Below are 18,636 nucleotides of genomic sequence, written 5' to 3'. Positions count from 1 at the left end.
TGTTATTCAAAAACCAACTTGCTGCCAATAATGTCCACGTAATTGTTAATCTGGAATTTGATTGATTCACATGGAGGGAAAGTAGACTCCATTGTTACTCTAGGGTGCGAGCATCCACCATTGCACAATGGTAAAACTTTGCAAGAAGAACAATGCGTATACAGAAATGGTGTAATGGTATTCCATTTATTTTGGTTTTCTTTCTGATATTCCATCTGTTGATATTTAACATGACCTATTGCTTCAGATTTAGCACCGGCACTGTGCCAACACCGGCTAACATAGCCATCGGAATCAATTACAAATAAATTACCCAAGGTAGCACCACAAAACTTAGATTTAGGCGTGAGATCACGCATAATTTTATTCAATATGGTAGGGGATATGGTTGTATTATCAGACTTTAGGGTAGAGAATTGTTTTCTGGACAAGGTTGGGTAGCTTTCGTTTTTCGTGGGTATAATTTTACCAAATTTCGAAATATTATTGCGCATGTTAGTTCGGAGCCCTTCTGAATCAATATTAGCACCGGCTTCATACTCTAAATCAGTAATACGTTCGAGCGTAATAAAATCCCCAAGACCTTTAGATTTCAGAATATGCACAATGTCCCCGATCTGATTTTTATTTGAGACGGATACATTTACCCTGACGGATAATTTCACTTTATTTGAGGCTAACATATTTATGATATTCACCAAAATGACTGACATTGTGCCATCACGATTCAGTACACCTCGTTTGTTTATATCATGATAAAGGGAATCAAATGAAACTTGTACGTTGCGTATACCTTCTTGTATAAGAATTTCTGCTGTATGTGTATCCAAGAGTATTCCATTGGTTACCAGATTCATCGGGAGGATTTCGCAGTCGTATTTTTTTGCTAATTCTTTTATTTCTTTTGTTAAGAATGTAATGATATTCATTTCAAGCAATGGCTCCCCCCCGTACCAAGTACAACTTAAAGATTTCCAACCCTCCGAAAGTTTTGATTTTATATAATTTAGCAATAACCGCTGAGTTTCTTCACTCATCTTTCTTTCATTTTTATATTTTGACTGGTAACAATAGTCACACTCGGTGTTACAGGATAATGTTGGTGCAATGGCTATGGAAAGCACATCATAATTATGTTCTTTGCTCAAGTAATTCCTGACGACTTTATGGTATTCATTGCCTAAATGAAGTATTCCTGATGCAAGCAAAGTTTCATATGGTAAATATGGTAAAAGCGGTTCGTCTGATTCAATGTTTTTTGCTATATCGGCATTGACAAGCGTGAAGGAACCAAGTCTGGCGTTATATATAACAACTCCATCATCTCTGTGCACAAAATAGTTGTAATGCGAACGTTGATATCTCATATAACATACTCACAAGGACAGTTATGATAGTATGTGATAAGGCTAAAATGCGCAGAGAAAAAATCACTCTGCGCACAGTTTGTCTATGCTTCTACACCAAAACGGATGACACAACCGAGGCCGGCCCCTGTAGGTCCAGTAGGGTTTCCTTTGATAATTTGAATTTTATATTCACCCTCGGGTGCATCGTTTTCTATTTCAACAACTAGCATCTTTTGAGAGCCTAACTGTATAACCTTAGCCTCTCCAATCACATTCACATTTTCATCACCCATATATGCTCCAATAATATTATTGCGGGAATAATCTAGGGCAAGCCTCTTAATGATAGAACATTCGATTCAGTTGTAAAGTCACTCAATAGTCGTAGATAAAAGCTAACCTACCCTCGATTGATTTACACATTGGTGTCGCAACGCCTGCTTGTGGCACAGGGCTGCTGTTGCAGCCCTGACAACCTTAGACTTCAATCGATTCAGAAATCTCTAACGCATCATCGACTTCAATGCCCAGATAACGGACTGTGCTTTCCAGTTTCTTATGACCCAACAGAAGTTGGATCACCCGGAGATTCTTGGTTTTCTTGTAGATCAGGTAAGGTTTTGTTCTTCTCATGGAATGTGTGCTGTAGAGCGAATCTTCGAGACCAAGCTTTTCTACCCACCCATGAAAGATTCGGTTGTATTGCCGGGTTGAAATGTGCTGGTTAGTTCCGATCCTAGACCGAAACAAGAAGTCTTTACTGTGCAAATTGCTAAGCTGTATCAATGCAGCAACAGCTTCTCTTGTCCCTTTGGTTATCTCAAATTGCACAGGGCTACCGGTTTTCTGTTGCAACACCGTTGCTCTGCTTGAAACAGAGCTACCATATGCAACATCAGATACTTTGAGTTTGACTAGATCACAGCCTCGAAGCTTACTGTCCAGGGCCATGTTGAACAGAGCTAAATCGCGAGTTTTACCTTCCAGTTCAAGTCGGATTCGGATACCCCAGATATGAGATATCTGAAGTGGTCTTTTTTGGCCTATGATACGGTCTTTGTTCCACGGTGACGTGTTCATACTCAAATCTCCTGCAATGTGGGAGATTTGAGTATGGTTGTCCCTTATGAGCGAGTAACTGACCTCGATTTAAATGAATTATGAGGCTTCAAATGTTACTGGCACGAATTTCTAAGATGCATACAGTCATACTAAGTGTTTAAATAAGGTTCTGGACTATGGCTAACCCATCAGTTAAGTTTGTTTCCGATCCGTCGTTTTCCCTTATCAGGCGCCACTTTTTTCAGTATTATGTTTTAAGGATAATTCATGAGTAATGGAGCACAATCATTTCTTAGTCAATTACTAATTGCCATAATCTCTATATCTTTAGGGTCGTTTCTTTTTGCTGGGATTCTAGAGAGTTACAAAAAAGATCAAGGTCTTCAGGAGGAGCTTATAAAGGATTACTTCAGGCCAATGATGGAATTACAAAGTTCTTGTTCATCTTCACATAATGAACTATTCCTAAAGTATGGAGAGTTATCTGGTTCTTATCAGCTCATGTCTAATGAAATAGTACATATGACAATGACTCCTGATTCAAAATTAGGCCAACATTATGAAGCTCTCCCAATGTCTATTATTAAAGCAAATGCAGAGTTAAAAAAAGGAGTTGAAGAGCTTGAAATGACAGTAAAAAAATGCAAGGCCGATTTATTCCTCAAGTACGAAGAACTTGCATTAGTTACTGGTTCATATCCAGAGTTTAGGAGCTTAGCGAAAAATTATACAAATGCGATTAACACTATCTATTCAGAAAGACAAAAAAAAGCCAAGGAAAATACAAAAAACATAGACCCTAATCAACTAATGCCATTGATGCGGAAATTTATTGCTATGGATCTATCCACCAATGCAAACAAATCCATGCTTGCCAGTGAAATGGATAACATATCTAAACTAACAACGCAGCATAGTTTGATAATGACAGAGTATGAGGAGTTAATTTTTAAAGAAGATAATGATTTATTTCTAAGTCTTCATGATCTTTTTGCAATCCAAATTAGTGAGAAGTATTCGGGTGGATTTATCAGTTGGATATTTTAAAACATTATAACTCATCAGATGCGACGCTAACTTTGTAGAACGTGTTAATCTGAGAAGGTTACCAATGTATTAGGTAATATCCGCTTCTGGCACGAAGCGAACGATCTGACTGAGCTGAAGATCCGCTATGAGCGAGGAGCAGACGTTCACAACTATCATCGCCATTGATAATGCTCTACTCACCTTCCCGTGTGTTAACCGACAGGGAGCAGGTCACGAGGTTAATGATGTCCGCGTTGAGCGAAGAGCAGACGTCAGCAGTTGTTCTCACCACTGTTGCAGAATTACTTAAATCGCGTGAGTTAACCAACGGGGGCAAGTACATTTCACTTGAACTCCCCCATCAAGTTTGCGTTGTCGTAGCCTTCCTCGTAATATAAATTCACAGAAGAACATTCCAGTCAATTTTTCTTAAAAAGGATTTAAAATGTCCCCAGCAGTCATGACCCTTTCAGATCTGAGTTATCAATTAGGCATTATCGGATTGATCGAATATCAGGAACGTCTTGAAATATACAGATGGCTTAAAGACAACAGCAACAGTGTTGCTGACCCACGCAACGCTCCCGGGGAAGATTATGCATCTTCTGAAGAAGAGAGAATGGATCATGGGGATGACTGGGATGGAAGTAACAGAATGGAAGATCCACAGTTAAGTCATACTGGTACAAGAGGAGGTCAAAAAATCGAGGATGAAGATGATTCGATGCATTTCCTAGCCTTTAACAAATGGCTCTTTACAGTTGGTGACAAAGACTGCTTCCCTTCAGTTCCTCACGCCCATTACCAACGTAAAACCACCCCGTGGCCAAAGTTAAATCCCTATACCGGAGTGGTATATAACAGCATGAATGCTGAAGATGTTTCTTCCAGGCTCACCAAAAGAGAGATGAAATTACTGTGGAATGATTCTAAGTTTATTGAAGAGTGCAGGAAGCAGATTATTTGGTATAGTGCTTTTGCACCTCATTACTCTTTTCCTAATGCACGATTTGGCAGGCATATTCTTCCACGGTGGTAATTACATGAAAAGAAGCCATAAAGAGGAATAAGTATTATCCGTGCTTACAGTGCTAACCGGCTCCCGTAAACTAACATACCATGATGCAAGCAACTTCCGCTCTTGGCACAAAGCGGACTCATCTTTCGCACACTTCCATAAGATATTGTTAGTAAAACTAACCTCCATCAGACTCCTTTTCATCAAACAATTTCTGAATACGCTACGCAAATCAAACAAATACCCAAAACCGAGCCATACCATCCACTTTAATCTCTCACCACCACCTCTTAAAGTATTCGCACTCATTAAATGAGCGCCGTAATCACGGGCATGTAGAAACTGCACTCCCATCGTTGTTTCCACATTGTCAACTCACCAACCACTACCTATAATGTTTCCAATCTGGAAACAAAGGGCAAGGATGCACGTAGTCTCAAGAACGCCTTTCGATACGGCGGCCAGACATTTTCCCACTCAATCACTCGCCCCGGACGACCTTTACCAGGTACTAAAAAAGGAACACTACCCCTAACCAGGCGACATGCGAAAGCGCTTTCCCAGCCTGGACCGGATGAAATACCGGGAAAAATGGTGGGTCATTGATGTAGGTGGCGGACATTTAAGAATAATATTTTTTGCTGATTTTGAGCGGGGAAAGATCTTCATTAAACACATCAGCACGCACGCAGAGTATGACAAGCTCACGGACCTCTACCGGAGAACGAAAGAATGAATTATGCAGCAGCCATCAAAGCGGCAAACGAGCTGACTAACGAGCTTCCCTTCCTGGGCTCAAGCCCGTCGCGACAAGATTACGAGGATGCTCTGGCGATGGTGGAACACCTTATTGAGCACGACCCCGATAGCCCGCTGGTAGAGATGCTTACCGCGAAAATCGATAAATACGAAAACGAGTCTCCGGAGTTTGCAGAATTTAACGCGCGTGTTGCCCGCATTCCGTCAGGCGTTGCGTTATTACGAACGTTGATGGATCAGCACCAACTCACTCAGAGCGATTTCGAGAATGAGATTGGTAAGAAGTCTCTGGTGAGTCGGATCCTTAATGGACAGCGCACATTGACCCTGGATCATATGCGGGCGCTGGCGAAGCGTTTCGGTTTGCCTGTGAGTGCGTTTGTGGGGAAGTGATCGCGAGCAGACTCTGTGCACCCATTCTGCGATAATGAGTGGTTCACATAAAAGAACAAAGGAATGCTGATGAAAACGATTGAAGAACTACGAAACGAGCTTCTAAAAATAGGTGAGCAACTTGGGGGAGGCACAAGACCAAATCATTATTTTTTTATTCCTGACCAACCTGATGGGGTTGCAACTCCCTATCTGGAAATTCATGGTAAAGAATATCATTTTATCATCAGTGAAAGGGGTCTTGAAATACAGCGAAAAGTAACGCTCAGTGACGATGAAATTCTTTATTGGTTTGTGGAGAGTGCCGTGGCGGGGCTGGCCTCAGCCTATGCAGCAAAACATTCATCTGAACGGGAATTCAGAGAGGTTTATTTCAGAAAGGAATACAGTTTAATGCTCTCAGTCAAGCCCGAATGGGCAACAAGAAAGCGCAAAGAAATCACTCAGCTTCTCCATTCGCAAAGAAGCGAACATCGTTAACCCAACCGGCTCGTTACATTTACTGCCCTATCCCCCTCTCTTTTCCTGGTGATTGCCTGCAGCACGCCATCTGATACTCTGGCTGCACTCAAGGGATGACAAGGAAGAGAAATGCTGAATCCTGGATTCGTAACCCGCAAAGCGCTTGCTCAGTGGCAGGATGTCCCCGCTTTTTTACCTCAGTTCCAGTTTCATGAAAAACACCGAACGGTCATTCATACTGCGCACCCTGAACATATTCTGCCGTTGATTGCCAACTTTGACGTCCGGCAAGATGCTGTGATTCGTCGGTTGATGGCTTTGCGGCAATTACCGCAAAAACTTCTGCGCGATCAGCAGGCTGACTCAATCAGCAACTTTGGTCTGCACAGTTTTACCCTTTTGAAAGATTCAGCATCGGAGCTTTGCTATGGCTTAAGAGGGCAATTCTGGCGTGAAGATTTCGGTCTGGAAAACGTGCCGGATGCCAGCGCGTTTCAGACGCCTGCCGTGCCGGGCAGCGCGACACTGTTGCTGCGCTACCAGGTAAAGGAACTGGCACCAGACCAGCATGAACTCAGTACGGAAACGTTCGTCTTTTGCCCGGACAGAAGCACCCGGCTCAGGATGGCTGCTTACTGGCTGGTAATACGGGCGGGCAGCGGCTGGATCCGCAGGAGAACGCTGAAAGCGGTTAGGATGAATATTGAGAAGCTGGACTGAAGTGCAACAGAGAACCTTATGGTGTTCAGCGTTAGCACTTTACTTTAAATATTCGTTTCCGGTCGGGAACTGTCGGGAAGAAATGTTTGAGGAACCGTTATTAGCAAAGCGCGGTCCCGGGTAGGGACTTAGAATGAATATCTGTGCTGCGGGAATCTCCCCTTAACACAAATTTACTCGAAAAAGTTACCTGCACAGCATACTTATTTATCAGTCAGTTGCGTTTGTAATAGACTTCGTTTAATCTATTGTAAATTATAAAATACTTCAAAGGTCCATATATGGAATGGGGATGCATAAAGTGTGGGGTCGAAATACCTCAGGACAGAGAGTTTTGCGACAGTTGTGAAGATAAAAACTTCAGGAAAATTGGAGGTTTTCTTTTTTTACCTCTTATAGGATTAGTGGTTACTGCTGCTTCCTATCTTTTTGCAATGACAGATGCATTTAAATTTATGATAGAAAATTATTCGCACCTGAATGCAAATGCAAAAATTTTCTTCATAGTTTCCCTGGTTATTTATATTGGCGAATTTCTTTTTACAGTCACTGTTTTTTCATTTTTCCTAAGAAAGAAGAAATTGCTACCAAAGCTTTACATTTTGTTTTTAATATCAATCGTGACGACAATGTCATTTAATACTTACCTGCTTTACATATTAATTCCTGGCGCTGAGATTGGCTATAATGAACTTGTGCCTATTTTTAGAAACGTAATTACGGCTTTAATTTGGATTCCCTATTTCATAACCTCTGTTCGTGTAAAAAGAACGTTTATCCGTTAAAAAGCACGAGTGGTTTCATCATTTTGATGACAGATGATGCATGGCTATACTAATGCACATACAGTCATCAACACTGAGCGGACGCTATCACCGTCCGCTCATTATACGGAAAGGGCAGAAAAGTGGGTAAGGTCCGCACTGAGTTAAGAACGGACACTCTTGTATAAAGCATGGCGTCGGATTACAGTGAGAGCTTTGATTGATAAGTGAGTACAATCAGAACAGTAGCCAATGAAACAAAAACTTCGCAAACGTAACCAGGACTGGATATCAAGGCAATTACAACGTGCGCGCAAAGAGAAAATGCCGTTAAGTTTCTTTATTAATTTTCCTTCAATACGAGCAACTGCGTGTAATGGTCAGCGCCTTAAACGGCGTGGTCGTCTCAAGCCTGACTGGAGTCGCGCATTGTTTTATCCGGGGTGGGGAGAAGTGCCGATTATTGGACCGCAAGGCTCTGTGTATTGGTTTGAGGGGTTTGATAAGGAACAATTACCAGGAGAATTGATGCCGCTATGGGAAGATGTCTGATTATATTGACTTTGAATTAATAAACTTTCAGTGTAACGCTTAGACAGTGAGGAGTAGAGGCCAATTCTACGCAAAGACTAACGTATTCCTGTTAGCCATTAAACGATTTTATCTAGTTAAATATAATCTACATAGCTGACCGAATCTGCGTATCCCCAAATTCTATAACCGGTTGACACCTCGATTCCAGGGAGATGAATAGCGCGAAGAATAGTACCTACCATGGTATGTTGTTCAACTGAGTTTGTCATAATATCAAGATACTTGATATCTAAATAGCCACCTTCACAGAAATGGTAAAACCACTCGCCATCAACTGCAGATTCATAGCCATTGAGAAAAGTGATTTTCCATAAGGGGGGAGATTCCATGCTAACCATTGCAATGCGGACCTCATTCCATTTTGTATTATTCATGCAGCTATAAAGCATTTGAACCTCCCGGGTTCTGCTCCCGACAGATCAACACGCTACCAGGATAACCACGTAAAATTATGGCACAAAGCTGAAATTCATATTCACTTATCTTCCCCCCTCTCTATCGCCCCACCGCCACTCTCAGGTACGAATCCGTGAACGCGTTTATCACCATGTTCAGAAAAGTGATGGGCAGCACGCCCGCCCATTACTTTGCCGAACGGAAAAACAGCGGCCGTTAACCCGGCCCCTCGCTCCCCGCCGCCAGCAGCGGTACCACCACGTCGCTGATGGGCACCGCAATGCCGTGTTTGCGGCCGTAGCGCTGGATGACGCCGTTGCGGATATCCCACTCCATCGGGCGATCCGCCTGACGGTCAGCGAGAATCGACGTACCCAAATCCACTGGCGCGCGCTGGAAGTTCGCCAGAATCTCCTGCGCCACGTCATCGTTCAGCTTCGCCCCTTCGGCGCGGGCGACGGACAGCCCTTCGCGCAGATAGGCCAGCGAAAGTTCGCTGATATCCTCGCGCCTGAACATCCCGGCGCGGCGGTTGGCGAGCACCATCAGCCCGGCGACCGCGTTTTGCAGCAGCTTGCGCCAGGCGACGGTGGGGAAATCAGCCGAGAGTTCAACTTCACAGCGCGTACCGCGAAGCGCATCGACCACCCGCAGCGCCTGAGGCACGTCCGGCAGCGTCAGGCGCGGTTTGGCGCGCAGCCAGACGGAGGCATCCGGCTCGCGTTGCGCCGGGAACCAGACCACCGACGGCAGCACAGTCGCGCCACTGACCAAAGGCTCAAGCTGAGCCTTCTGCTCTACGCCATTTTGCAGGGCACACACCAACGTATTTTCATCGCACAGCGCGCGCAGCCACCCGGCGCTGTCGGCATTTTGCGTCGTTTTCACCGCGATAAACACGAGGTCAACGGGGCGCGTGATGGCCGCCGGATCGGTTAATACCGGACCGGGCACCACCGTTTCACCCTCATCGTGACGCAGGCGTAATTCCGGTTGCGCGGTGCGTCCGCAGAGTAGCGGCGTGCGGCCAGCGTCATGCAGTACCGCGGCAACGGTGGTGCCAATCGCACCGGGACCAATCAGCGCAATGGTTGGATAGTCAGACATGAGTCACTCCCCTTTTGCTAAGCCTGCTATCAGTTATACCACCCTGAGACGAGTGCGCCACACCCGTTGTCTATACTCAACATTCACAGACAACGGAGTGCGCCATGCCTTTACCCGATTTTAAATCCTCTGAACCGTTCACCCTTGGCATCGAGCTCGAACTGCAGGTGGTTAACCCGCCGGGGTACGATCTCAGCCAGGACTCCTCCGCGCTTATCGCCGCCGTCAAAGACGACATCAAAGGCGGTGAAGTCAAACACGACATCACCGAAAGCATGCTCGAAATCGCCACCGGCGTGTGTCAGACCATCGATCAGGCGGCGGCGCAGTTCTCAGTGATGCAGCAGAGTATCCTGCGCGCGGCGGCAGAGCAGCACATTCAGATCTGCGGCGGCGGGACGCATCCGTTCCAGAAATGGCAGCGCCAGGAGGTGTGCGACGACGAGCGCTATAACGTCACGCTGGAGCGCTTTGGCTATCTGATTTTGCAGGCGACGGTGTTCGGCCAGCACGTTCACGTCGGCTGCCGGACCGGGGATGATGCCATTTACCTCCTGCACGGCCTGTCGCGCTTTGTGCCGCACTTTATTGCCCTGGCGGCCGCCTCGCCGTACATGCAGGGCACCGACACAAAGTTCTCCTCGTCGCGGCTCAATATCTTCTCCGGGTTCCCGGATAACGGACAGATGCCGTGGGTCAACAGCTGGCAGGAGTTTGAAGGGCTGTTCCGCCGCCTGAGCGCCACCAGCATGATCGACAGCATCAAGGATCTGCACTGGGATATTCGCCCCAGCCCGCATTTTGGCACCGTGGAGGTGCGGGTGATGGATACGCCGCTGACGCTCGGCCACGCGATTAACATCGCCGGGCTGATTCAGGCCACGTCACACTGGCTGCTGACCACGCGACCGTATAAGCATCAGGAACGGGATTTTCTGCTCTACCGTTTTAACCGTTTTCAGGCGTGTCGCTACGGACTGGAAGGGATCCTGACGGATGTGCATACCGGCGAGCAACGAACCGTGGCGGAGGACATCGCCTGGCTGCTGGAGCAGGTGGCGCCGTCGGCCGATAAGCTCGGTGCGACAAGCGCAATCAATGAAATTGCCCTGCTGTTAAAGCAGGGCAAGAGTGAGGCGCAGCGCATGCGGGACTTTATCGCCGACGGCGGCTCGCTGATTTCTCTGGTCCAGAAGCACTGCGAGCTGTGGGCGACGAGTCCGTAAGGCCGTGGCCCCACTCCCGCAGGCGCTGGAACAGCACGAACAGCGCGGGGATGAACAGAATCCCCACCACGGTCGCCACCAGCATGCCGCTGAAGACCGTGGTGCCGATGATGCGGCGGCTCTGGGCGCCTGCGCCGGTCGCCAGCATCATCGGCAGAACGCCGATAATGAACGACACGGCGGTCATCATCACCGCCCGGAAGCGGCGCGAGGCCCCTTCCCGCGCGGCATCGACAATCGCCATTCCGTCCATACGCCGCGCGCGGGCGAACTCGACGATAAGAATCGCGTTCTTGGCCGCTAACGCGATCAGCAATACCAGACCAATCTGCACGTACACGTCGTTGGCGTATCCGGCCATCCACAGCCAGACCAGCGCCCCGCCGATGGCAAACAGCACCGAGAGCATCACGCTTGCGGGGAGCGTCCAGCTCTCGTACTGGGCGACGAGGAACAGCCATGCCATCACCACCGCAGCCAGCACGATCCAGATCGCCTGATTGCCGGTCTGCTGCTCCAGGTACGACATGCCGCTCCAGGCGTAGTCGTAGCCAGCCGGCAGGCTTTCCGCGAGGATCTCGCCCATCGCCGCCATCGCGGTGCTGCTGCTCACCCCAGCCGCTGCCGAGCCGCTCACCGACACGGACGGGAACTGGTTGTACTGCTGCAGGAACGGCGCGCCGACGGTCGGCGTGATGGTGACGAGGTTGCTCAGGCGCACCCGCTCGCCGCTGTTGCTGCGCACGAACAGCTCGCTGATCTGCTCTGCGCGCTCGCGCCACTGCATCTCGTTCTGCATCACCACGTGGTAGACACGGTTGTTGATGCTGAAATCCCCGGCGCGCGTGCCGCCAAAGGCGGTTTGCAGGCTGCTGAAGATGCGCGACACCGGCACGTCGAGACGGGCGGCGCGCTCGCGGTCAACGGTCAGCGTCAGCTGCGGCACATTGCTGCTCCAGGTGGTGAACACGCGGCTCAGCTGCGGATGCTGGTTGGCTTTCGCCAGCACCTCGCGGGTGACGCGCTCCAGCTCCGCCGGGCTCTGCCCCGCCTGGGCCTGGATGCGCAGATCAAAGCCGGAGGCGTTGCCCAGCCCCGGCAGCGTCGGCGGCGCGAAGGTCATGATGGTCGCTTCCGGCAGGGCCAGAAGCTGGCGCTGCAGGGTGCCCATCACCTCCTCCAGCGGCGGACGCTCACTCCAGTCCTTCAGCATGATGGAGATAAACCCGCCGTTGGAGGCGCTGGTGCCGTTGAGGATGTTAAATCCGGAGACCTGAATGACGTCCTCCACCGCCGGATTTTGGGCGATCAGCTCCCGCGCGGTGGTCATCACCGCTTCGGTGCGCTCCAGCGAAGCCGCTTCCGGCAGCTGAACGCTGGCGAAGAAGTAGCCCTGGTCCTCCTGCGGCAGGAAGCCTTTTGGCATCGACATAAAGCTGAACAGCACGACTGCCGCCGCGCCAGCGGTGGCCAGCAGCGCCAGCCACGGACGCAGGTTTAAGACATGCACGAGGCGGGTGTAGAAACCGCGCGTGGCATCCAGCCCGCGGTTGAAGGCGCGATAAATGGCCGCAGGTTTCTCCGGGCGCGGACGCAGCAGCATCGCGCACAGCGCGGGCGTCAGGGTCAGCGCCACCAGGCTTGAGAGCGTCACGGCGGTGGAGAGCGTCACCGCGAACTGGCGGTAGAGTTCGCCGACAATGCCCGGCAGCAGCGCCACCGGCACAAATACCGCCAGCAGCACCAGCGTCGTCGCGATCACCGGCCCGGCAATCTGGCGCAGCGCCAGCGCGGTCGCCGCCGTGCGGCTCTGCCCTTCCGCCATCAGCGTTTCAACGCTCTCCACCACCACGATGGCGTCATCCACCACCATGGTCAGCGCCAGAATAATGGCAAACAGGCTGAGCGTGTTGGCGGAGTAGCCGAGCGTGTAGAGCACCGCAAAGGTGCCCACCAGCGACACCGGAATGGCGAGGGCGACAATCAGCGTCGCGCGCCAGCTCTGCAGGAACAGGGAAACGACCACCACCACCGCCAGCATCGTCAGCGCCAGCGAGACGCCGATCTCTTTAATGGTCGCGGCGACAAAAGAGGTGGTGTCGAATTTCACCTCATAAACCAGGTCGTCCGGGAAGCGCGTTGAGAGGCGTTCCAGCTCCGCGCGTACCGCATCGGCCACGCGCAGGGCGTTGGCGGACGGCGTCGGGTAGATACCCAAATAGGCGGAGTCGTGCCCGTTCAGCTGCGCGCCGGAGCTGTAGCTGCGCGAGCCGAGCTCGATGGTGGCGATGTCCTTCAGGCGCACCAGTTGGCCCATATCCCCGGCGCGGATGATGATGTCGGCAAACTCTTCGGCCTGGCTTAAGCGCCCCAGCCCGTTGATGGTCAGGGTCTGCTGCTGGCCGTTAAACACCGGCGGCGTGCCCACCTGACCCGCCGCGCCCTGTACGTTCTGCTCGCGCAGCGCCTGCGCCACGTCATCGGTGGTGACGTTCAGGGCGTTCATGCGGTCCGGGCGCAGCCAGATGCGCATGCTGTAGTCGCGCGCGCCGAACATCTGCACCTGCCCTACGCCGGGCAGACGCGACAGCGCCTCGCGCACCTGGGTGCTGGCGTAATTGCTGACGAACAACGGCGTGTGGGTGTTATTCGGTGAGTAAAGACTTACCCCCATCATCAGGTTGGTGGCCCGCTTGCGCACCTGCACGCCGTTTTGCTGCGCCTCGGTCGGCAGCTGCGCCACGGCCTGCGCCACGCGGTTTTGCACGTCGATGGCCGCGAGATCCGGATCGGTGCCCGCCGCAAAGGTAATGTTCAGGCTGTAAGTGCCTTCGTCCGAACTGGTGGACTCCATGTAGAGCATATGGTCCACGCCGTTCAGCTGCGTCTCCAGCGGCGTGGCGATGGCCTCCGCCACGTCAGCGGAGCTGGCACCCGGCCAGCTGGCAGAGACGTTCACCACCGGCGGCGTAATCTGCGGGTACTGCTCCACCGGGATAATCCTCAGCGCAATGGCCCCCAGCAGGGTGATGACCAGCGCAATCACCATCGCGAAGCGCGGGCGTTTGATGAAAAACGTCAGCATGATGGCTCCTTAATTCAGTATCTGGACAGCAGCGCCGGGCTGCACGCGCTGCGCGCCGTCAGTAATCGCTCGCTCACCGGGCTTCACGCCAGAGGTGATCTGGAACTGCTGGCTAATCTGACCAGCCACGTTCAGCAGGCGCATTTCGGCGTTGCCGTCGGCATTAACGACCCAGGCAAAGTAGCCGTCGCCGTTCTGCTGGACCGCGGCGGCGGGCAGGGTCAGCACCGGCTGTTCGCTTGCCGGGCGCAAAAACACGTTCACATTGCCGCCGGGCAGCAGCTGATGGCGCGGATTGGCAAACTCGGCGCGCAGCATCACGCTGGCGGTACGCGGGTCAACGCGGTTATCCACTGACGTCAGCTCGCCGCTGACGCGCTGGCCGTTGCTGTCGATCAGCGCCTGCCAGGCACGCTTCATGGCATTGATATCCGCATGCTGTCCGGCTTTGGCGGCAAACACCCCCTCTTCCAGCGCAAAGGCGATGCGGATCGGGTCAAGCTGCACCACCTCCACCAAAACGCCGCTCGCAGGGTTGACCAGGCTACCCACGTGGAAGCTGCTGTGTCCCACGCGGCCATCAATCGGCGAGGTGATACGGGTGTAGCTCAGGGTGACGTTGCGGGCTTCGAGCCGGGCCTTCGCCTGCTCGAGAGCGGCGCTGGCGACGTCGCGCTGCATGCGGGCGTTGTCCACGTCGTGACGGCTGATGGCGTTGCTGCTGCCGAGACTTTCAAAGCGGGAAAGCTGCTGCTGCGCCTGGCGCAGCGTGGCTTCGGCGCTTTTCACTTCGGCCTGCGCCAGGCGCAGGGCGGCGCGCGGCTCGGCGTCGTCCAGCTCAAACAGCACGTCGCCTTTTTTCACGTACTGCCCGTCGCGGAAGTGGATTTTGGCGATCGCGCCTTCCGTGCGCGCCCGTAGCTCAACGGTGTGAATGGCTTCGATGCGGCCCGGGATCTGGCGCTCGGCGGCGTGGGCGGTTTGCTCCACGGTGGCGACGCGAACGGGAATGGCGGCGAATACGGGTTGCAGGGTACTGACAAGAAGTGCTAACAGGACCGGGAATTTCATGGGAGTACCTCAGCGTTGTTTCTCCCCTCACCCCGGCCCTCTCCCCAAAGGGGCGAGGGAGAAAACCGGGCGGTCCCCTCTCCCCTGTGGGGAGAGGGTTAGGGTGAGGGGTAAGGTTTTCGTTATGCAGCCTTACGGAACCTGCGGGTCAGTCGCTTCTCGATTTCGACGACGAAGAACATCACGCCTGCAACGGCCAGGGTCACAAACCAGTAGCGCAGCGGCAGGGCTTCGGTGCCGAACAGCATCTGCATAAACGGCAGGTAGATAATCGCCGCCTGGAGCAGGAACAGAACGCCCGTCACCAGCCAGATCCCTTTGTTCGCCAGCAGGCCACGGTTCAGGGAGAACCCTTCGGTGTTGCGGCAGTTAATCATGTACACCCACTGGGCGCAGACCAGCATCTGCAGCAGCACGGTGCGGATGAACTCCGCGCTGTGGCCGCGCGGGGCCAGCCAGGCTTCCAGCGCAAAGGCGGCGATGGCAATCATGGTGCCGACGAAGGCCACGCGCCAGACGGCGTAGGCGTCCATCACGTGCTGCCCGGTCTGGCGCGGCGGACGGCGCATGATGTTGCGCTCGGCGGCCTCAAAGGCCAGGCCGAAGGAGAGCGTGGCGGAGGTCGCCATGTTCATCCACAGAATCAGCACCGGCGTCAGCGGAATGATGTTCCCCGCCAGCAGCGCAATCACAATCAGCAGACCCTGCGCCAGGTTAGTCGGCATAATGAACAGGATGGTCTTCTTCAGGTTGTCGTAAACGCGACGCCCCTCTTTTACCGCGCTGGCGATGGTGGCGAAGTTATCGTCCGTCAGGACCATATCCGCCGCCTCTTTGGTCACTTCCGTGCCCTTAATGCCCATCGCAATGCCCACGTCCGCCTGACGCAGCGCCGGGGCATCGTTCACGCCGTCGCCGGTCATGCCGACGATTTCGCCTTTGTCCTGCAGCGCTTTCACCAGGCGCAGCTTATGCTCCGGGCTGGTACGGGCGAAGATGTCATACTTCACCGCGGCTTCCGCCAGTGCGGCGTCGTCCATCTTCTCCAGCTCGTAGCCGGTGACCGCCTGCTCGCTGTTGGTGATCCCCAGCATCTGGCCGATGCTCATCGCCGTCTGCGGGTGATCGCCGGTGATCATCTTCACGCGGATCCCCGCCTGCTGGCAGGCGTTAATCGCGTCAATCGCTTCCGGGCGCGGCGGATCCATCATCCCGGCGATGCCGAGGAAGATCAGGCCGTGGCTCAGGTCGCCGTGCGTCAGCTCCTGCTCGCCGTTCGCCGGCTTGAACGCCGCGGCAACCATGCGCAGCCCCTGACGCGCATAGCGCTCCATTTCGGTTTCCCAGTACGCGCGGTTGAAGGCTTCCGCACCGTTGCGGGTCTGCTGCTGCGCACAGAGGGCGAAAATGACGTCCGGCGCGCCGGTGATCAAAATCTGCTCCTCACCGCCAATCTGGTAGTGGGTGCTCATGTACTTGTACTGCGAGTCGAACGGGATCTTATTCACCAGCGTGGTCATCACCGGCTCAAGGCTGGCCTTCGCCGCCAGCACCTTCAGCGCGCCCTCGGTCGGCCCACCGGTAATGCCCCACAGGCCGCGCTCGTCCTGAATCAGCTGACTGTCGTTACACAGGTCGATGGTGCGCAGGTACTGCTCCAGCACGGTGCCCAGCTGGATCTGCACCGGCTCGTCGCTGCCTTCCAGGTAGATGTTGCCTACCGGCTCGTAGCTGTTGCCATCCACGCGGTAGCAGGCGTCGGCGGTGATGATGGCTTTGACCGTCATCTCGTTCATGGTCAGGGTACCGGTTTTATCCGAGCAGACCACGGTCATCGCGCCGAGCGTTTCAACCGTCGGCAGCTTGCGGATAATCGCCCGCTTGCGCGCCATCGCCTGCACGCCCAGGGAGAGGATGATGGAGATAATGGCCGGCAGACCTTCCGGTACGGAGGCCACCGCCAGGCTAATCAGGGAGAGCAGCAGCTCGCCCATCGGGATCTCGCGGAACGCCAGGCTGAAGACAAACAGCGCGGCCATCATCGCCAGAATAATCGCGAAGATCGCTTTACCCAGCTTGTCCATCTGCACCAGCAGCGGCGTACGGTGCTTTTCGATACCCGCCATCATCTGGTTGATGTGGCCGAGTTCCGTATCCTGACCGGTCGCGGTGACCACACCGATGCCGCCGCCCGCGCTGACGGTCGTCCCGGAGAAGACCATATTCGTGCGATCGCCCAGCGGTAATTCGCCGCTCAGCGGATTAACGTGTTTATCCACCACGGTGGATTCACCGGTCAGAATCGCCTCTTCCACACGTAAATTATGCGCTTCAATTAAACGCATATCCGCCGGAATACGATCCCCCGCGCGTAATACAATAATATCGCCCGGGACTATTTCAGTTGTGGGGATTGTTTCATGGTTGCCGTTACGAATAACGCGCGCCTCGCTGGCGAGCATATTACGAATACTCTTCAGGGATTTTTCCGCGTTGCTTTCCTGAATATGACCAATTAAGGCATTGATTACCGCCACGCCCAAAATAACCAGCGTATCAACCCAGTGGCCCATTACTGCCGTTAATACGGCGGCGGCCAGCAGGACATAAATCAGCACATCATTAAAATGGGCCAGGAAACGCAGCCAGGCGGGTTTGCCTTTTTTCTCCGGCAGCGCGTTCGGCCCTGTTGTTTGCAGACGCGCCTGCGCCTCTGCACGGTCCAGACCGCTGGCCTGGCTCTGCGCGTGTGCAAGCACCTGCTCTACGGTCTGCTGGTATGCCAGCCCGCCGGAAGGCGGCACGTTCGGAATCACTTTTTTTTCAGTCATCGTATTTTTCCTTCAATTTCCGGTGAACAGAAGCCTGAATTCCTTTCGGGCTTAAATAAATTCATTTTAAAGTCTTGCGGGTAAAATTGATCTACCGCAATATAATGACTTCTCGGTTATTCAAAACTGATTAAAACTATTTCGATGATCTGATTTTTACAAAATATTTCTAAACCAAAACTAAACGAGGGGGAACCATGTGGGGTATTTATCGCGGGCGCAGACTGGTGTTATACGTTATCGCGGCCATTGTTATTGCCACGTTAATTGGTTATAGCACCTATACATTTGTAAAATTATTTTCCTGATGCGGACGTTTATTTACATAACGCGATATTAATATAAACGCCGGGTCGTATGTTGTTATTTGTGCGCAGTAATAATGTCTTTGTTTTATTCAAAAAGGTCAGCGGGGCTGATATTGCTTTACGTTACAGAATGCCGGACAATGACATTTTTAACTGACGATTAACATTACGATGAAACACCCGCTAGAATCGCTGCTCACCGCAGGCGGCATTTTATTACTGGCCCTGCTTTCGTGCCTGCTGCTCCCGGCGCCTTCGCTTGGGCTGGTGCTGGCGCAGAAGCTGGTTCAGACCTTTCACATGGTCGATCTTAACCAGCTCTATACCATTCTGTTCTGCGTGTGGTTTTTACTGCTCGGGGCGATTGAATTCTTCGCGCTGCGTTTCGTCTGGCGACGCTGGTTTTCACTCGCGTCCTGAGCCCATAAAAAAGCCGGGTGGCGGCTACGCCTTACCCGGCCT

At 52.4% G+C, this 18,636-nt stretch carries 17 protein-coding genes and 2 pseudogenes; 11 read left to right on the top strand and 8 right to left on the bottom strand.

Translation table 11 applies throughout. From position 1 onward, the window contains the following. Positions 1-2: 2 nt before the first annotated feature. From ACMGGQ_RS03645 to ACMGGQ_RS03635, 3 genes are all read right to left on the bottom strand, one after another. Positions 3-1,367 (bottom strand): radical SAM protein, encoded by a 1,365-nt coding sequence (locus tag ACMGGQ_RS03645; RefSeq protein WP_420289602.1) that lies wholly within the window; start codon positions 1,365-1,367, stop codon positions 3-5. Between the two features lie 83 nt (positions 1,368-1,450). Then, complete coding sequence (locus ACMGGQ_RS03640) at positions 1,451-1,642, bottom strand: hypothetical protein (RefSeq protein ID WP_420289601.1); 192 nt, start codon at positions 1,640-1,642, stop codon at positions 1,451-1,453. Between the two features lie 184 nt (positions 1,643-1,826). Next, positions 1,827-2,429: a site-specific integrase gene (locus ACMGGQ_RS03635; RefSeq protein WP_420289600.1), complete on the bottom strand. Its 603-nt coding sequence runs from the start codon at positions 2,427-2,429 to the stop codon at positions 1,827-1,829. Between the two features lie 249 nt (positions 2,430-2,678). Here ACMGGQ_RS03635 and ACMGGQ_RS03630 point away from each other — a divergent pair, with 249 nt between their 5' ends. The 8 genes and pseudogenes from ACMGGQ_RS03630 (at position 2,679) to ACMGGQ_RS03595 (ending at position 8,108) form a co-directional block, all read left to right on the top strand. Beyond that, positions 2,679-3,458 carry a hypothetical protein gene (locus ACMGGQ_RS03630; protein ID WP_420289599.1) on the top strand — a complete coding sequence of 260 codons (780 nt, stop codon included), beginning with the start codon at positions 2,679-2,681 and terminating at the stop codon, positions 3,456-3,458. A 427-nt stretch (positions 3,459-3,885) separates the two neighbouring features. Continuing rightward, the gene (locus tag ACMGGQ_RS03625) at positions 3,886-4,479 is read left to right on the top strand and encodes a hypothetical protein (protein WP_255377475.1); all 594 of its coding nucleotides are present in this window, start codon (positions 3,886-3,888) and stop codon (positions 4,477-4,479) included. Positions 4,480-4,882: 403 nt separating this feature from the next. Beyond that, positions 4,883-5,194 (top strand): annotated as a pseudogene (locus ACMGGQ_RS03620) (type II toxin-antitoxin system HigB family toxin). Next, positions 5,191-5,610, top strand: a complete 420-nt coding sequence (locus ACMGGQ_RS03615) for a helix-turn-helix domain-containing protein (RefSeq protein WP_420289598.1) — start codon at positions 5,191-5,193, stop codon at positions 5,608-5,610. Before ACMGGQ_RS03620 ends, ACMGGQ_RS03615 begins: the two are co-directional and overlap by 4 nt. Positions 5,611-5,679: 69 nt before the next feature. Next, the gene (locus tag ACMGGQ_RS03610; RefSeq protein WP_325819281.1) at positions 5,680-6,090 is read left to right on the top strand and encodes an Imm63 family immunity protein; all 411 of its coding nucleotides are present in this window, start codon (positions 5,680-5,682) and stop codon (positions 6,088-6,090) included. 111 nt (positions 6,091-6,201) lie between these two features. Beyond that, positions 6,202-6,792, top strand: coding sequence for a hypothetical protein (locus ACMGGQ_RS03605; RefSeq protein WP_420289597.1), 591 nt, complete (start codon positions 6,202-6,204; stop codon positions 6,790-6,792). A gap of 281 nt (positions 6,793-7,073) precedes the next feature. Next, the gene (locus ACMGGQ_RS03600) at positions 7,074-7,577 is read left to right on the top strand and encodes a DUF2569 family protein (RefSeq protein ID WP_420289596.1); all 504 of its coding nucleotides are present in this window, start codon (positions 7,074-7,076) and stop codon (positions 7,575-7,577) included. Positions 7,578-7,808: 231 nt separating this feature from the next. Further along, on the top strand, positions 7,809-8,108 hold the full coding sequence (locus ACMGGQ_RS03595) for a hypothetical protein (RefSeq protein WP_252073937.1): 300 nt from the start codon (positions 7,809-7,811) through the stop codon (positions 8,106-8,108). A gap of 116 nt (positions 8,109-8,224) precedes the next feature. On the opposite strand, the gene ACMGGQ_RS03590 is transcribed toward ACMGGQ_RS03595, so the two are convergent. Next, on the bottom strand, positions 8,225-8,539 hold the full coding sequence (locus tag ACMGGQ_RS03590) for a DUF6678 family protein (RefSeq protein ID WP_420289595.1): 315 nt from the start codon (positions 8,537-8,539) through the stop codon (positions 8,225-8,227). A gap of 119 nt (positions 8,540-8,658) precedes the next feature. On the opposite strand from ACMGGQ_RS03590, the pseudogene ACMGGQ_RS03585 reads away from it, so the two are divergent. Next, a pseudogene (locus ACMGGQ_RS03585) lies at positions 8,659-8,766 on the top strand (AraC family transcriptional regulator); the annotation flags it as partial. Here the strand turns inward: ACMGGQ_RS03585 and ACMGGQ_RS03580 are convergent. Beyond that, entirely contained in the window at positions 8,763-9,653 is an 891-nt protein-coding gene (locus tag ACMGGQ_RS03580) for an oxidoreductase (RefSeq protein ID WP_420289594.1), read from the bottom strand. The pseudogene ACMGGQ_RS03585 and the gene ACMGGQ_RS03580 sit on opposite strands and share 4 nt — an antisense overlap. 104 nt (positions 9,654-9,757) lie before the next feature. Here ACMGGQ_RS03580 and ACMGGQ_RS03575 point away from each other — a divergent pair, with 104 nt between their 5' ends. Next, on the top strand, positions 9,758-10,879 hold the full coding sequence (locus ACMGGQ_RS03575; RefSeq protein ID WP_048226000.1) for a YbdK family carboxylate-amine ligase: 1,122 nt from the start codon (positions 9,758-9,760) through the stop codon (positions 10,877-10,879). Here the strand turns inward: ACMGGQ_RS03575 and ACMGGQ_RS03570 are convergent. The 3 genes from ACMGGQ_RS03570 to ACMGGQ_RS03560 form a co-directional block, all read right to left on the bottom strand. Next, positions 10,809-13,964 (bottom strand): efflux RND transporter permease subunit, encoded by a 3,156-nt coding sequence (locus ACMGGQ_RS03570; protein WP_420289593.1) that lies wholly within the window; start codon positions 13,962-13,964, stop codon positions 10,809-10,811. The two genes, ACMGGQ_RS03575 and ACMGGQ_RS03570, sit on opposite strands and share 71 nt — an antisense overlap. A gap of 9 nt (positions 13,965-13,973) precedes the next feature. Then, complete coding sequence (locus tag ACMGGQ_RS03565; protein WP_420289592.1) at positions 13,974-15,035, bottom strand: efflux RND transporter periplasmic adaptor subunit; 1,062 nt, start codon at positions 15,033-15,035, stop codon at positions 13,974-13,976. Between the two features lie 122 nt (positions 15,036-15,157). Continuing rightward, positions 15,158-17,866, bottom strand: a complete 2,709-nt coding sequence (locus ACMGGQ_RS03560) for a cation-transporting P-type ATPase (RefSeq protein WP_420289591.1) — start codon at positions 17,864-17,866, stop codon at positions 15,158-15,160. A 479-nt stretch (positions 17,867-18,345) separates the two neighbouring features. On the opposite strand from ACMGGQ_RS03560, the gene ACMGGQ_RS03555 reads away from it, so the two are divergent. Beyond that, entirely contained in the window at positions 18,346-18,594 is a 249-nt protein-coding gene (locus tag ACMGGQ_RS03555; protein WP_196352065.1) for a DUF1158 domain-containing protein, read from the top strand. Positions 18,595-18,636 lie beyond the last annotated feature (42 nt).

The organism is Enterobacter sp. BNK-13 (genome assembly GCF_048685015.1).
GTDB lineage: Bacteria > Pseudomonadota > Gammaproteobacteria > Enterobacterales > Enterobacteriaceae > Enterobacter > Enterobacter quasiroggenkampii.
Note: the sequence above shows the minus strand (reverse complement) of the source record. Positions and strands in the feature narration are given on the sequence as shown.

What these genes read in the sequence shown, in the direction of transcription:
- ACMGGQ_RS03645 (WP_420289602.1), bottom strand. Translation starts at nt 1,367, where the DNA reads ATGAGATATCAACGTTCGCATTACAACTATTTTGTGCACAGAGATGAT.
- ACMGGQ_RS03640 (WP_420289601.1), bottom strand. Translation starts at nt 1,642, where the DNA reads ATGGGTGATGAAAATGTGAATGTGATTGGAGAGGCTAAGGTTATACAG.
- ACMGGQ_RS03635 (WP_420289600.1), bottom strand. Translation starts at nt 2,429, where the DNA reads ATGAACACGTCACCGTGGAACAAAGACCGTATCATAGGCCAAAAAAGA.
- ACMGGQ_RS03630 (WP_420289599.1), top strand. Translation starts at nt 2,679, where the DNA reads ATGAGTAATGGAGCACAATCATTTCTTAGTCAATTACTAATTGCCATA.
- ACMGGQ_RS03625 (WP_255377475.1), top strand. Translation starts at nt 3,886, where the DNA reads ATGTCCCCAGCAGTCATGACCCTTTCAGATCTGAGTTATCAATTAGGC.
- ACMGGQ_RS03615 (WP_420289598.1), top strand. Translation starts at nt 5,191, where the DNA reads ATGAATTATGCAGCAGCCATCAAAGCGGCAAACGAGCTGACTAACGAG.
- ACMGGQ_RS03610 (WP_325819281.1), top strand. Translation starts at nt 5,680, where the DNA reads ATGAAAACGATTGAAGAACTACGAAACGAGCTTCTAAAAATAGGTGAG.
- ACMGGQ_RS03605 (WP_420289597.1), top strand. Translation starts at nt 6,202, where the DNA reads ATGCTGAATCCTGGATTCGTAACCCGCAAAGCGCTTGCTCAGTGGCAG.
- ACMGGQ_RS03600 (WP_420289596.1), top strand. Translation starts at nt 7,074, where the DNA reads ATGGAATGGGGATGCATAAAGTGTGGGGTCGAAATACCTCAGGACAGA.
- ACMGGQ_RS03595 (WP_252073937.1), top strand. Translation starts at nt 7,809, where the DNA reads ATGAAACAAAAACTTCGCAAACGTAACCAGGACTGGATATCAAGGCAA.
- ACMGGQ_RS03590 (WP_420289595.1), bottom strand. Translation starts at nt 8,539, where the DNA reads ATGCTTTATAGCTGCATGAATAATACAAAATGGAATGAGGTCCGCATT.
- ACMGGQ_RS03580 (WP_420289594.1), bottom strand. Translation starts at nt 9,653, where the DNA reads ATGTCTGACTATCCAACCATTGCGCTGATTGGTCCCGGTGCGATTGGC.
- ACMGGQ_RS03575 (WP_048226000.1), top strand. Translation starts at nt 9,758, where the DNA reads ATGCCTTTACCCGATTTTAAATCCTCTGAACCGTTCACCCTTGGCATC.
- ACMGGQ_RS03570 (WP_420289593.1), bottom strand. Translation starts at nt 13,964, where the DNA reads ATGCTGACGTTTTTCATCAAACGCCCGCGCTTCGCGATGGTGATTGCG.
- ACMGGQ_RS03565 (WP_420289592.1), bottom strand. Translation starts at nt 15,035, where the DNA reads ATGAAATTCCCGGTCCTGTTAGCACTTCTTGTCAGTACCCTGCAACCC.
- ACMGGQ_RS03560 (WP_420289591.1), bottom strand. Translation starts at nt 17,866, where the DNA reads ATGACTGAAAAAAAAGTGATTCCGAACGTGCCGCCTTCCGGCGGGCTG.
- ACMGGQ_RS03555 (WP_196352065.1), top strand. Translation starts at nt 18,346, where the DNA reads ATGAAACACCCGCTAGAATCGCTGCTCACCGCAGGCGGCATTTTATTA.